Below are 13,790 nucleotides of genomic sequence, written 5' to 3' on the forward strand. Positions count from 1 at the left end.
ATTCATATTTTGTTCTTTGCTATCATGTGAGTTTGTGATAAAATCTAATTGTTTCATGTATATTAGAATTTTTATTATAATCTCGACAGTTTTGAACTATTATAGCTACAAGAAAGGAGGGGAGCCATGTATCGGAAAGAAGGGAAAGAGCAGCTCTTTCAGCAATTGCAATCAATCGGTTGGTCTCAGACAGCACTAGAACAAGTTTTTGCAGGGTTAAATAACGGGCAAGGAAAAACAGTGTCAGAAGAAGATTACTTGCAGGAGGCTCAACTTTTTGGCAGTCCCTTCTTTCAAGAGCTCTGGCAGGCTGAGGAGACTCAAATCAGCAGGTTAGGAGCTCAGGAGCTGCTGGTTTTGGCTATGAATCTTGTTAATATGCCTGAGGAGCTGAGCGGAAACAAGGCAGAGACAGATCTTTTACTGGCTCGGATTGCTCCAAACCTAACACCACATGATCGCTTTTGGAAGATTTTTTCAAGGACCTTGCGCCAAGCTTTTCCGGCAGATGATTTTAGCCAAAGGGATGGCAATCAAAAGCTTAAGCGTCAGTTGCATCAATTTCGCTATGTCATTTCCTGCCAGCAGGCCCAGTGGGTCAGAGATCACTACCGTCAGACTGGTATGACAGATGCAGAAGCCTTGGCCTCCTATCTAAAGGCTTTTCCAGCGCTGCCTTATAACTTTCAAGAATCCTCTCGCTTGCATAATAAAGCCTATATTGATAAGATGTCTAGTCAAGCTATCTATCCGGATGGTCAAGCAAGTCAGGCCAATATAAAAATCCTGATTGATTTTCATACAGAGTTTATTCTGGATCAGACAGGCCGTTTTCTCAATATTATCGATCCAGAGGGGGCTAGCCAAAATGGTATTGTGAATGGCGCCAGCTTTAACTATGGTGAGCGCAATCGGCCGGTCAATCAGGCTTCTCATACTCGCTATGACGTCAAAACACCTGCAGTCTGGGATCCTCGCTTTCGCAGGCTTGCCATTGAAAATAGCGGCCGCAAGTTCAAGTCACCTCAGAATAATCGTGGTCCGCTGGGCTATCGTTCGGCTAAGAGCCCTTATGCTCGAAAGGGGCGGAGTGCTTATAAACAGGTAAAGGCAGAGATTGTTCGGTTCAAGAAATTGCTGAATCGACCATCCTTTCTCTTGCGTTCCTGGGCTTGCTTCCGTCAGTTTTGGCAAAAGTTTTTCTTACAAAAAAATACGGACTAGCAAATCCGTATTTTTATCTCTTACAAGCTCTTAACTGCGGCGATAGCTGCTTCGAAGTCAGGCTCGGTGTTAATATTGTCGACATATTCAGCGTAGGTCACAGTGTTGTTTTCGTCCAGAACTAGAACTGCGCGGGCTAAAAGGTGCCATTCATTGATGAGGACAGCATAGTCACGGCCGAAAGAATGGTCGAAGTAGTCAGAGAGCATGACAGCATTCTCAATGCCTTCAGCAGCACACCACTTGCCTTGAGCAAAAGGCAAATCAACTGAAACCGTGATAACAACGGTATTGTCCAAGTCAGAGAGTTCTTGATTGAAACGACGAGTCTGAGTCGAACAGACACCAGTATCGATAGATGGGATGATGCTCAGGACTTTCTTTTTGCCAGCAAAGTCAGCCAGAGTTTTCTTTGAAAGGTCAGTTGCTGTCAGGCTAAAATCGTGGGCGGTGTCGCCGACTTGCAGTTGCTTTCCAGTAAAGGTTACAGGATTTCCGAGAAAAGTTGTCATAGGAAGTCTCCATTCATGTTTGATAGCTTCATTGTACATCGAATAGTAATTTTTTTCGAATAATTTGACCGGAAATTTGAGAGCGACTCCATGTGACGCTCCTTCTCCAAAAATAAAGAGGTTAGGATTTTGTCTTCCTAACCTTTTATTATTATTTGGCCAATCCTTCAGAAATTTTATCCAGATTGTATTTCATCATGCTATAGTAGCTGTCTCCTTCTTCTCCCTTTTCAGCGATTGAGTCTGTGAAGATTTTAGCGTGGATCGGGATGTTGGTGTCCTTAGAAACGGTCTTCATCGGACGGTCGTCTACACTTGATTCGACAAAGAGAGACGACACTTTGGTCTTGCGTAGTTTTTCAACTAAGCTTTTGATTTGATCTGGAGTTCCTTCTTCCTCGGTGTTGATTTCCCAGATGTAGGCCGACGGCACGTTGTAGGCCTTAGAGAAGTACTTGAAGCAGCCTTCGCTGGTCACAATCATTTTCTTTTCTTCTGGGATATTGTTGAATTTCTCCTTGGCCTCCTTATCCAAAGCGGTTAGCTTTTCCACATAGGCTTTAAGATTTTTCTCGTAAGTAGCCTTATTGTCAGGGTCTTTTTCAATCAAACGTTTGGCAATGTTTTGCGCATAGATAATACCGTTTTCTAAGTTGAGCCAAGCATGGGGGTCTTCCTTACCCTTTTCACTTTGACCTTCAAGGTAAATGACGTCAACGCCATCACTGACAGCATAGTAGTCCTTGTTTTCTTCCTTATTGGCATTTTTGACCAACTTGGTAAACCAAGCATTACCGCCAGTTTCCAGATTGATACCGTTGTAGAAGATGAGATCCGCTTGAGAAGTCTTTTTGACATCTTCAGGCAGGGGCTCATATTCATGGGGATCTTTGCCGACTGGTACAATGCTGTGCAGATCAATCTTATCGCCAGCTATATTTTTGGTAATATCAGCGATAATTGAGTTGGTCGCAACAACCTTGAGCTTGGACGAGTCACTGGACGCGTTCTTCTGATCGGAGCAGGCAAAGAGAGTGCAGACTGCTAGCAAAAGCAGGGATAAAAAACCTAATTTTTTCATGGGATTCCTCCATTAAATTTTATTTTAGTTTAGGTTGGTTTTTAAGTTTTAAATAGCGTTGCTTAGGGGCAATAAAGAAAGAGATGAGAAAGATGAGGGCCGAGGTCAGGACAATGCTGGATCCTGCAGCGACATTAAAGCTATAGCCGATAAAGAGTCCCAGCACAGAAGCCAGAGCTCCCAAACCCGAGGACAGCAGAATCATAGTTTTCAGACTGTTGGCATAGAGGTAGGCCGTTGCTGCCGGCGTTATCAAGAGAGCGACAATCAGAATGGTTCCCACGCTCTGCATAGCTGTCACAGAGACCAAGGTCAAGAGAATCATCAGCAGATAGTGGTAGAAGCTGACCGGCATGCCCATTGCTTGAGCCAGCAGGGGATCAAAGGAAGTAATCAATAGCTGTTTGAAAAAGAGGGTGATGATTAAGAGCACAGCTATTCCGACTCCAATACTAATCCACATATCAATATCCTGAACAGCCAAGATATTCCCGAAGAGAATATGAAAGAGGTCGGTGGAGCTATTGGCTACGCCAATCAGGATCACACCCAGAGCTAGGAAGGATGAAAAGGTAATCCCAATGGCCGTATCGCTTTTGATAATGGAATTGCCCTTGATGTAAGTGATAATAATCGATGCCAAAAGTCCGAAAGTGATGGCTCCGATAAAGAAATTAACCCCTAAAATATAGGAGAGAGCCACACCGGGCAGAACCGCATGAGAGATAGCGTCCCCCATGAGCGACATGCCGCGCAGAATGATAAAGCAGCCGACAGCCCCAGCAACAATCCCAATGACGATTGCTGTGATGAGGGCATTTTGCAGAAAGTGAAAGTCCCGCAGCCCTTGGAAAAATTCTAAAATCATTCTAGGCACCTCCATTCATAAAGAGCTGGGAGCCGTAAGTCTTTTTCATATTGTCCTTGGTAAAGCTGGTCTCGGTAGGACCAAAGGCAATCAGCTTACGATTGAGCAGGATAACTTGGTCGAAATAATCAACAACCTTGCTCAGGTCATGATGGACAATCAGGATGATCTTGCCTGCGGCTTTGAGACTGCGCAGTGTAGACATGATAATCTCTTCACTGACAGAGTCAATCCCGACGAAGGGTTCGTCCAAAAAGATACAATCCGCCTCTTGAACCAAGCAGCGAGCAATCAAGACTCGCTGGAATTGCCCGCCAGACAGCTGGCTAATTTGACGCTCTGCCAAGTCTTCTAAACCGACAATTTTCAAGGCCTCAGCCACCTTGTTCCAATGGGAACTCTTTAGCCCCTGAAAAAGTTTAAGTTGAGGGTAAAGCCCCAAAGAGACACACTCTTTGACTTTGATAGGAAAATGATAATCAATATTAATCTTTTGTTCCACATAGGCAACCCGTTGGAGAGAGTTCTGCAGTGGCTTTTGATCCAGCAGAGTCTGGCCTTGGTGGTCGATAATCCCTAGCATACCCTTGAGCAGGGTGGATTTTCCAGCTCCGTTAGGACCAATAATCCCAGTAATGGTTGGCTCCTTAATGGTTAATGAAAGGGGCTCAAGAGCCAGCATATCCTGATAGCTGACAGTCAAATCTTTAATCGTAATCATCTCATACACCTCTACAAGATTAATATACATTAAAACAAAAATTAAGTCAAGTTAATTTTTATAAATTTTATAAAATTAATATAAGAAATATTTGAAAAAAGAAGTGGATTTTGATAAGGTTATATCAAAAGCATGAAAGTGAGAAGAAGATGACACGACTACAAGATGATTTCTATGATGCGGTTAATGGTGAGTGGGCCAAGACGGCGGTTATTCCTGATGATAAGCCAGTGACGGGCGGCTTCATGGATTTGGCAGATGAGATTGAGGAACTTATGCTCGCTACGACCGACAAATGGCTGGCTGGAGATGGAGTGCCAGAAGATGCCATTCTGCAGAACTTTGTTGCTTACCATCGCTTGGCAGCGGATTATGATAAACGGGAAGCGGCTGGTATTGAGCCTGCGCGTGCTTACATTGATGAAATTCGCAACCTAACATCTTTTGAAGACTATGCTTCTAAGATTGCAGATTTTGAGCTGGCTGGTAAGCCGACTTATTTTCCTTTTGGTGTGGCACCTGACTTTATGGACGCCCGTATCAATGTCCTCTGGGCAGACGGACCGGGAACGATTTTGCCAGACACGACCTACTATGCGGAGGACCATCCGCAGAAGGAAGACCTGCTTGCAAAATGGCGCAAGACTCAGGAAGATTTACTGGCAAAATTTGACTTTGCAGAAGAGGAAATTAAGGATCTTTTAGATAAAGTCTTGGAGCTGGATGCTGTTTTTGCTCAGTATGTTCTGTCTAGTGAAGAAAGCTCTGAGTATGCTAAGCTCTATCATCCTTATAAGTGGGAAGATTTCAAAGCCTTGGTACCGGAGTTGTCTTTGGCGGATATTTTCACCAAGTTAATCGGTCAAGAACCCGACCAAGTCATTGTGCCAGAAGAGCGTTTTTGGCAGGCAGCTAAGGATATCTATACAGCCGCTAACTGGGATAAACTCCATGCTTTGTTGATTCTCTCTGCAGTCCGCAATACGACGCCTTATCTAACGGATGATATCCGTGTCTTGGCAGGAGCTTATCACCGTGCTCTATCAGGGACCCCTCAGGCTCAGGACAAGAAAAAAGCAGCCTTTTACCTGGCCCAAGGTCCCTTTAATCAATCTGTTGGTCTCTGGTATGCCGGTCAGAAGTTCTCTCCAGAAGCCAAGGCTGATGTGGAGCAGAAAGTGGCAACGATGATTGAAGTTTACAAAAATCGCCTGGCCCAGAATGACTGGCTGACACTAGAAACTCGGGACAAGGCTATAGTCAAACTCAATGTCATCAAGCCTTATATTGGCTATCCTGACGAGTTGCCCGAGCGCTACTCTCGCAAGATTGTGGATGAAAAGCTGACTCTCTTTGAAAATGCTCAGAAGCTGAGTCAGATTGATATTGCTTACAGCTGGAGCAAGTGGAATCAACCGGTGGATTACAAGGAATGGGGAATGCCAGCCCATATGGTCAATGCCTACTATAATCCGCAGAAAAACCTGATTGTCTTTCCAGCGGCTATCCTGCAGGCGCCTTTCTATGACTTGCACCAGTCCTCGTCAGCCAATTACGGTGGTATCGGAGCGGTCATTGCCCATGAGATTTCTCATGCTTTTGATACCAATGGAGCTTCCTTTGATGAAAATGGCAGTCTTAATAATTGGTGGACGGAGCATGACTACCAAGCCTTTACCGAACGGACTCAAAAGGTCATTGACCAGTTCGAAGGGCAGGATTTCTATGGTGCTAAGGTCAATGGCAAGCTGACTGTTTCAGAAAATGTGGCAGATCTGGGCGGTATTGCAGCAGCCCTAGAAGCAGCCAAGAAAGAAGCGGATTTCTCTGCTGAGGAATTCTTTACCAACTTTGCCCGCATTTGGCGAATGAAGGGACGCGAAGAGTATATGAAGCTTTTGGCAAGCGTCGATGTCCATGCTCCAGCCAAGCTTCGGACCAATATACAGCTGCCTAACTTTGACGACTTCTTTACAACCTTTGATGTTCAAGAGGGAGATGGCATGTGGCGGAGTCCAGAAGAGCGGGTGGTCATCTGGTGATGCCGAGATAAAATGCTTAGGATAATCAAATAGGAACTAATCGAGTTATAAATAGTCTGCTTTTGGTTTTGAAAGTAGACTATTTTATCAAAGAAAATATAAAGCGTTTACATTTTTATTAGCTTGTGCTATACTATATTTGATAACAAAAAACAAACAAAAATCTCAAATAGAATAGATTTCAAAGTGTTTATTAATGAATAATAAAGAAAAGAGATGTTCTTATGGTAAAACGATTCATTAGTTCAAATGCTTCAGAAATTTTAAGTATGACTGCGCTGGAGCTGAAACAGAGCATCAAGGCCAGTGAGGGCCGCGTTATCCTGTCTGAAAACGTAGCTTTTAAAGAATCTTATATCGGTGATGTGACCAATGCAGAGATCGCTCGGTCTTTTGGTGCTGACTTGATTCTGCTGAATGGGATTGATATCTTCCAGCCTTTTGTAGCTGGTCTGGATGCCAAGGAAGATTTTGTTGAGGAGCTGCACCGCTTGGTGGGCCGTCCTATCGGTATCAATCTGGAGCCGGTGGATAGTCAGGCCCAGATGGCAGGAGAACGCCTAATCATAGATGAGGGGCGTCAGGCTAGTCTAGCAACCATTCAGCGAGCAGAAGAGTTGGGCGTTGACTTTATCTGCCTGACGGGTAATCCGGGGACTGGTGTCACCAATCAAGCCATTATTGACACCATTCGAGTGGTCAAGGAGAATTTTTCAGGCCTCCTGATTGCAGGTAAAATGCATGCTTCAGGTGTGGATGAGCCGGTAGCAGATCTGGAAGCAATCGCTCAATTTATCGAAGCAGGCGTTGATATTGTCCTAGCACCGGCAGTCGGCAGTGTGCCTGGCTTTGATGAGCAGGACTTGAAGCAGATTGTCCGCCTGGCCCATCAAAAGGGGGCTCTGGTTATGAGTGCTATCGGTACCAGCCAAGAGAGTGCTGATGAGGATATTGTCAAGCAAATGGCCATCCGCAACAAAATCTGTGGTGTAGATATCCAGCATATCGGAGATTCCGGCTACGGCTGTCTGGCTCCGGTGGAAAATATCTTTGCCATGAGTAAGGCTCTCAGAGGGCAGCGCCACACCATTTCCATGATTTCGCGTTCGATTAATAGATAGTAAAATGAGACAGGCTTTTAGGGGGGAAGCTCCTAGAAGGCCTGTCTCTATTTTTTTTATAAAAGAAAGACCGAGATTCTTGTCTCGGACTTTATAGGTTTCCTTTTTTATCCAAAAATTCATGATAGACACAGAGACTGACTGCAGAGCGGGCAATGCTGTATTTAGAGTAGGGGATAATAACAATCTCTGCTTGTTTTTGTTTTGGAAAGAGAGGTACTTCCTGCTCTAACTGAGCCAGAACCTGCTCGGCAATAACCGGATAGGAGAATATTTGGCCGTCCAGATAAATCCTTTCGCTATCAATAAGCTGGCAGAGGTTGGAAATGGAAATGGCCAGATAGCGGCAGGCAGTATGAATCAACTCAATGCTGCCCAAGTCTCCTAAGCGATAGGCGGTCATCAGACTTGTCAAATCAATGTCATTAGCATCCTCTACAAGGGTCTTTAAGAGCGAGGTCTGGGAAGCCCGATACAGGATAGCTGCTTTATCAATAAGAGCGCTCTCACTGGCATAAACCTGCAGGCAGCCGTGCTTGCCGCAAGGACAGCGCTCGCCTTCAGGATTGATGACGGTATGCCCCACCTCCCCGATAAGATAATTATCCTGGCTGTAAATGCTGCCCTTGTACATGTAAGAGCAATGAATACCTCTGGCGACATGATAGACGATAAAATTACTGTCTGTCGGATGATAGCTAAAGAGGCGTTCAGCCAGTGTCAAACAGTGGGACTTATTGGCAAAGTAGACAGGGAGGTCAAAGGCCTCTTGAATAGTCCGCAGGTTAATCTGTCCCCAGTGGGGATTTTTAGAAATGATAAAATCACTCTCTGAGAGATTCACATGCCCCGGCAGTCCGAGGGCAATCGCTGAGATGGGGTATTGGCTGTTCTTTTTCAGAAAATCTTGAATCAGCCGGATAATTTCCTGGTCAGACGGGCCGCCTGTCACCTCGACCTGATAAGTCCGAATGCTGCTTTCTGCAATCTCACCGGTATTGTCAGCGATGACTATGGCCAGCTGTTTTTCAGAAATCTCAAAGCCCAGATAGTAGCGGCTACGAGGCGCAATATCTAGCAGGGTTTTCTTGCGGCCTACGCTCTCGTCATTGAGCTCACCCAGCTCCAGAACCAAGCCTTCCTTGATCAGTTCATTGATGATACTGCCAGTCGTGGCTGGTGTAATTTGAGTTTCTTTTGAAATATCAATCCGAGAAATCGGTCGTTTGGCATAGAGCTGATCCAGGACAGTTGCCCTTAGCTCGTTTTGTTTTCTAGTTCGTGTCATCTTGTTTCCTCTGCTGCTATACTATCAAAAAAAGCTAGAAATCTCAAATGTAAGCGTTGACATAGTACAGAAAAATAGTTATAATATTTATAGAATATTAATAACATGGTTGAAAATATTCTTTTTTTGGGTTTTTGTTTATATATTAAAAATAAATGGTAAGCATCGTTGCAGGCTAGGTTAGATTCATAAAGGAGGATGCCGATGGAAACAAAACAAATTATGTTAGTCTGTGCGGCTGGGATGAGCACCAGTCTCATGGTCAATAAAATGCAGAAAGCTGCAGAGGAGCGCGGCTTAGCTGCGACGATATTTGCGGTGCCAGTATCAGAAGCAGAAGACTATCTAAGCGAGAAAAAGGTTGATGTCCTTTTGCTGGGGCCTCAGGTCCGCTATCTGCTGGAGGATTTACAGGAAAAACTAGCTTCAAAAGGCATTCCGGTCGATGTTATCCCTATGACGGACTACGGAATGATGAAAGGGGATAAGGTCCTGGATCTGGCAGAGTCGCTCATGAAGTAGGTACTCCTATGGAAAATAAAGATTCTTTAGAGGTCGCTATGACCCTCATTATGTATGGCGGAGAGGCCAAGTCTTGTGCTATCGAAGCCATCGCAGCAGCTAAAAAACAGGATTTTGAGAGAGCTCAGGAGAGGCTGAGTCAGGCTCAGAAGGCCCTGCTACAAGCCCATCATGCTCAAGCTGAAATGCTGAGCAAGGAGGCGCAAGGAGAAAAGACAGAACTTAGTTTATTTATGGTGCATGGGCAGGATCATCTCATGACCAGTATCGCCTTTGTTGATTTGGCAAAGGAGATTGTTGATTTGCATAAAAAATTTGATGAATAGGAGAAATGCAGATGAGTAGTTTGGTTGATAAATGGCAAGCGCGTCTCATGCCTATTGCCAATAAAATCGGCAACCAAAAATTTCTGGTTGCCCTGCGGGATTCCTTTATCGGGACCTTACCTGTGATTATGACGGGCTCTTTCGCCCTCATGGTCAATGCCTTTCTATCTGACTTGCCAGGACAGTTCGGCTGGACCTGGATTTCCTCTACCTTCCAGTGGCTGATTGATATTAACTGGCTGGTATTTAAGGGCAGTATTCCTATCGTTACCCTCTTGTTCCTCTTTACCTTCGGGGTCAATATCGCAAAGATTTATAATACTGATAAAGTGTCTGCCGGTCTGGTAGCTGTGGCCTCCTATATCATTACCATTGGTGGCTCAGTTACTAAAACCTTTGAGTTGGCTGGCAAAACACCGGGGCTGAGCAAGGCAATTTCAAAACTTCCAGAGCTAAAACTTGACGGCAGTGACCTGTCTGTGACGATTAACAGTGTCATTCCAGGAGACCAGATCAGTGCGCGTGGCTATTTTACTGCCATTCTGATTGGTTTTGTGTCAGCCATCATCTTCTGTAAGGTCATGAATCGTAACTGGACTATCAAGCTTCCAGATTCCGTTCCGCCAGCTATCATGAAGCCGTTCCTGTCTATCATTCCGGCTGCGATTGCCATGTATGTCGTGGGGATTGCGACCTATCTCTTTAATCTGGTGACAGGCGAGCTGTTGATTGACTGGATTTACAAGATTCTTCAGGCGCCGCTTCTCAGCTTGTCTCAAAGCTTCTGGGCTGTACTGCTCATTGTCTTTCTCAATAAGATTTTCTGGTTCTTCGGCCTGCACGGCGGTAATGTGCTGGCGCCAGTTATGGCCAGTCTCTTTGGTGTGACCATGCTGGCTAATCTAGAAGCTTATCAGGCTGGGCATGCGATTCCTTACATGTGGACGGATAATTCTTTCGGTGCTTTTGTCTGGTTTGATGCGATTGGGGTTGCCATTGCCATTCTCTGGCAATCTCGGAACAAGCACTATCGCGAAGTGGCTAAGTTGGGAATTTTCCCAATGGTCTTCAACATCGGTGAGCCGGTCATGTACGGTCTGCCAATCGTTTTGAATCCGATTATGTTCATTCCTTATGTCCTGACGCCAATGGTCATGGTAACAGTAGCCTACTTTGCAACCTCTATGGGCTTGGTTGCGCCGGTTACTCAAAACGTTACTTGGGTAATGCCGCCGATTCTCTACGGTTTCTTTGCGACAGCCTTCGACTGGCGGGCAATTATTCTTTCGCTGGTTAATATCGCTATTTCGACCGCTATATATCTGCCCTTTGTCAAGATGGCAGATAAACAGGAGGAGCTTGGATAGATGGCAAAATTTGAAATTAAAGAAGAATTTTACCTGGATGGCAAACCTTTTAAGATTTTATCGGGAGCTATTCAGTATTTCCGGCTTCATCCAGACCAGTGGCGAGATACCCTTTACAATCTCAAAGCTCTAGGCTTTAATACGGTAGAAACCTATATTCCTTGGGCATTGCATGAACCTCAGGAAGGTCAGTTTCAGGCAGAGGGCATGCTGGATTTTGAAGCATACTTCAAGTTGGTTGAGGAGATGGGGCTTTATCTCATTGTCCGTCCGACGCCTTACATCTGTGCAGAGTTTGACTTTGGCGGCCTGCCGGCTTGGCTCTTGAGATATCCTTCGATGCGCCTGCGGGTCAATCATCCGCTTTTTCTGGAAAAGGTCAGTCATTTCTATGACTGGCTCTTTCCCAAGCTTCTGCCCTATCAGAGTGATCAAGGCGGACCTATCCTCATGATGCAGGTGGAAAATGAATACGGTTCTTACGCCGAGGACAAGGCCTACATGCGTAGCATTGCGCAGATGATGAAGGTTCGAGGAGTTACGGTTCCCCTCTTTACTTCTGATGGGACATGGATAGAGGCTTTGGAGTCTGGAACCTTGATTGAGGATGATATTTTTGTAACGGGGAATTTCGGCTCTCAACCCAAGGAAAATACAGATAATCTGCGAGCTTTCATGGAGCGCTATGGCAAAAAATGGCCGCTTATGTGTACCGAGTTTTGGGATGGCTGGTTCAGCCGCTGGAGCGAGGAAATCGTTCGGCGGGAAGCAGAAGATTTGGCCCAGGATGTCAAAGAAATGCTGCAGCTGGGCAGCATGAACCTTTTCCTACTGAGGGGCGGGACCAATTTTGGATTTATCAGTGGCTGTTCAGCCCGCAAAACCAAGGATTTGCCACAGATTACCTCCTATGATTTTGATGCACCCATTACTGAGTGGGGGCAGCCGACCGAGAAATACTACGCTGTTCAGCGGGTGACCCACGAGGTCTTCCCAGAGCTTGAGCAGATGGAGCCTATTAGCCGGCAGGCCAAGACCTATGGCAGTTTTCCGCTGCTTGGTACTGCAAATCTGCTGGATGTTGCAGCGGACATCACAGAGGAAATTCTGCTGGATTATCCGCAGCCTATGGAGCAGATTGGGCAGAATCATGGCTATATCCTCTACCGTTCTGATATCAAAAATCAATACCATGAGGAAAGGCTCAAGGCCTTGGAGACTCATGACCGCTGTCATTTCTATGTCAATCAGGAGCACCTAGCTACCCAGTATCGGGAAGAAATCGGTGATGAGATGCTCTTCTCGGCTGATACCGAGCGGATTCAGATTGATGTGCTAGTGGAAAATATGGGGCGGGTCAACTATGGTTACAAGCTGGGCGCACCCAGTCAATCCAAGGGAGTCAAGGGTGGTATCATGATTAACCATCAGTTTCGTAAGGGCTGGAAGCATTATGCGCTCAAGTTTGACCAGGAAATGCTGGCCAAGCTAGACTGCTACTCAGCTCCACCGGAAAGAGTCAAAGCACCGACCTTCTATCGCTTTGAAGCGGAGTTGGATGATATCGCTGATACCTTCATCGACTGCTCTAAGTACGGGAAGGGCTGTATTTCGGTCAACGGCTTCAACCTTGGCCGCTACTGGAATGAAGGACCGATTCACTATCTCTATGTGCCGTCTGGCTTGCTTAAGGAGAAGAATGAATTTATCGTCTTTGAAACTGAAAATGTTAAGATTGAAGAGTTGACCTTGCTTGACCATCCAGTCTATAAGAAATGAGGTGCTGCGATGAAATATATGACAGTCGGGAATGAACTGAAAGAAGCCAGTCAGCTGGTTTTGGGCTGCATGCGATTGGCAGAGCACGATCCCGAAGAGGTCGTTTCCGTTCTTGAAACAGCGGTAGAAGTGGGAATTAATTTCTTTGACCACTCAGATGTTTATGCTGGTGGGCAATCTGAAGCCAAGTTTGCGAAGGCTCTTCGTACGGCTAAGATCCCCCGGGACCGAGTTCTCATCCAGTCTAAGTGCGGACTGCGGGATGTTCACACCAACTACCATTTTGACTTTTCTAAGGATTATATCATCAGTTCGGTTGAAGGCAGTTTGGAGCGCTTGCAGACAGACTATCTGGATGTGCTCCTCCTACACCGGCCAGATGCTCTTATGGAGCCGGAAGAGGTGGCTGAGGCTTTCTCACAGCTACACCAAGCTGGGAAGGTCCGCTATTTCGGAGTCAGCAATCAAAATCCTTATCAAATCGAGCTGCTGCAGAAGAGTGTAGAGCAGCCCTTGATTGCCAACCAACTGCAGTTTGGTCCAGCCCATACTCCGATGCTGGATGCTGGGCTCAATGCCAATATGCTCAATCCTTTGGCAATCGTTCGGGATGGTAGTGTGCTGGACTATTGTCGATTGCATCATATCACGATTCAGCCTTGGTCACCATTTCAGGTCGACTTGAACCAGGGACTCTTTATGGAGCATCCTAAATATGCTCAGCTTACAGAAACTTTGCTTGCCTTTGCGTCAGACTATCAAGTTTCTTTTGAAGCCTTAGTTCTCGCCTGGATTTTGCGTCATCCGGCTCAGATGCAGCCGATTGTTGGCACCATGAATCCGCAGCGAATTCGCTCAATGGTGGCTGCTTTTGATATTGAGCTCTCTCGGGCTGACTGGTATAAGATATACAAGAGCGCGGGGAATCCTCTGCCCTGA

At 45.7% G+C, this 13,790-nt stretch carries 13 protein-coding genes; 8 read left to right on the forward strand and 5 right to left on the reverse strand.

All coding sequences use genetic code 11. The features are described from left to right. Positions 1-126: 126 nt before the first annotated feature. A complete protein-coding gene (locus SSV_RS00990; protein ID WP_072073314.1) occupies positions 127-1,224 on the forward strand; it encodes a DUF3114 domain-containing protein in 1,098 nt (365 codons plus the stop codon). A gap of 20 nt (positions 1,225-1,244) precedes the next feature. Here SSV_RS00990 and tpx read toward each other — a convergent pair whose 3' ends face one another. The 4 genes from tpx to SSV_RS01010 form a co-directional block, all read right to left on the reverse strand. Then, positions 1,245-1,736, reverse strand: a complete 492-nt coding sequence (gene tpx, locus SSV_RS00995) for a thiol peroxidase (RefSeq protein WP_002896683.1) — start codon at positions 1,734-1,736, stop codon at positions 1,245-1,247. 151 nt (positions 1,737-1,887) lie between these two features. Continuing rightward, positions 1,888-2,817, reverse strand: coding sequence for a metal ABC transporter substrate-binding lipoprotein/adhesin SsaB (ssaB, locus tag SSV_RS01000; protein WP_072073316.1), 930 nt, complete (start codon positions 2,815-2,817; stop codon positions 1,888-1,890). 19 nt (positions 2,818-2,836) lie between these two features. Continuing rightward, a complete protein-coding gene (locus SSV_RS01005) occupies positions 2,837-3,685 on the reverse strand; it encodes a metal ABC transporter permease (protein WP_304362486.1) in 849 nt (282 codons plus the stop codon). Between the two features lies 1 nt (position 3,686). Beyond that, positions 3,687-4,406, reverse strand: coding sequence for a metal ABC transporter ATP-binding protein (locus SSV_RS01010; RefSeq protein ID WP_304362487.1), 720 nt, complete (start codon positions 4,404-4,406; stop codon positions 3,687-3,689). A gap of 149 nt (positions 4,407-4,555) precedes the next feature. Here SSV_RS01010 and SSV_RS01015 point away from each other — a divergent pair, with 149 nt between their 5' ends. Together SSV_RS01015 and SSV_RS01020 are read left to right on the forward strand one after the other, a co-directional pair. Continuing rightward, a complete protein-coding gene (locus SSV_RS01015; protein ID WP_072073319.1) occupies positions 4,556-6,448 on the forward strand; it encodes a M13-type metalloendopeptidase in 1,893 nt (630 codons plus the stop codon). Positions 6,449-6,672: 224 nt separating this feature from the next. Then, positions 6,673-7,569 carry a DUF7916 family protein gene (locus SSV_RS01020; protein ID WP_072073320.1) on the forward strand — a complete coding sequence of 299 codons (897 nt, stop codon included), beginning with the start codon at positions 6,673-6,675 and terminating at the stop codon, positions 7,567-7,569. Positions 7,570-7,660: 91 nt separating this feature from the next. Here the strand turns inward: SSV_RS01020 and SSV_RS01025 are convergent, their stop codons facing one another. Continuing rightward, entirely contained in the window at positions 7,661-8,857 is a 1,197-nt protein-coding gene (locus SSV_RS01025; RefSeq protein ID WP_072073321.1) for an ROK family protein, read from the reverse strand. A gap of 204 nt (positions 8,858-9,061) precedes the next feature. Here SSV_RS01025 and SSV_RS01030 point away from each other — a divergent pair, with 204 nt between their 5' ends. From SSV_RS01030 to SSV_RS01050, 5 genes are read left to right on the forward strand one after another with little or no spacing between them, the layout of a single operon-like run. Continuing rightward, positions 9,062-9,379 carry a PTS sugar transporter subunit IIB gene (locus SSV_RS01030; protein WP_004188921.1) on the forward strand — a complete coding sequence of 106 codons (318 nt, stop codon included), beginning with the start codon at positions 9,062-9,064 and terminating at the stop codon, positions 9,377-9,379. An 8-nt stretch (positions 9,380-9,387) separates the two neighbouring features. Next, a complete protein-coding gene (locus SSV_RS01035; RefSeq protein WP_004188920.1) occupies positions 9,388-9,705 on the forward strand; it encodes a PTS sugar transporter subunit IIA in 318 nt (105 codons plus the stop codon). A gap of 5 nt (positions 9,706-9,710) precedes the next feature. Beyond that, entirely contained in the window at positions 9,711-11,072 is a 1,362-nt protein-coding gene (locus tag SSV_RS01040) for a PTS sugar transporter subunit IIC (protein ID WP_072073322.1), read from the forward strand. After that, positions 11,073-12,851: a glycoside hydrolase family 35 protein gene (locus SSV_RS01045; protein WP_072073323.1), complete on the forward strand. Its 1,779-nt coding sequence runs from the start codon at positions 11,073-11,075 to the stop codon at positions 12,849-12,851. 9 nt (positions 12,852-12,860) lie between these two features. Then, positions 12,861-13,790 (forward strand): aldo/keto reductase, encoded by a 930-nt coding sequence (locus SSV_RS01050; RefSeq protein WP_072073324.1) that lies wholly within the window; start codon positions 12,861-12,863, stop codon positions 13,788-13,790.

Source organism: Streptococcus sanguinis, assembly GCF_001078705.1.
GTDB lineage: Bacteria > Bacillota > Bacilli > Lactobacillales > Streptococcaceae > Streptococcus > Streptococcus sanguinis_D.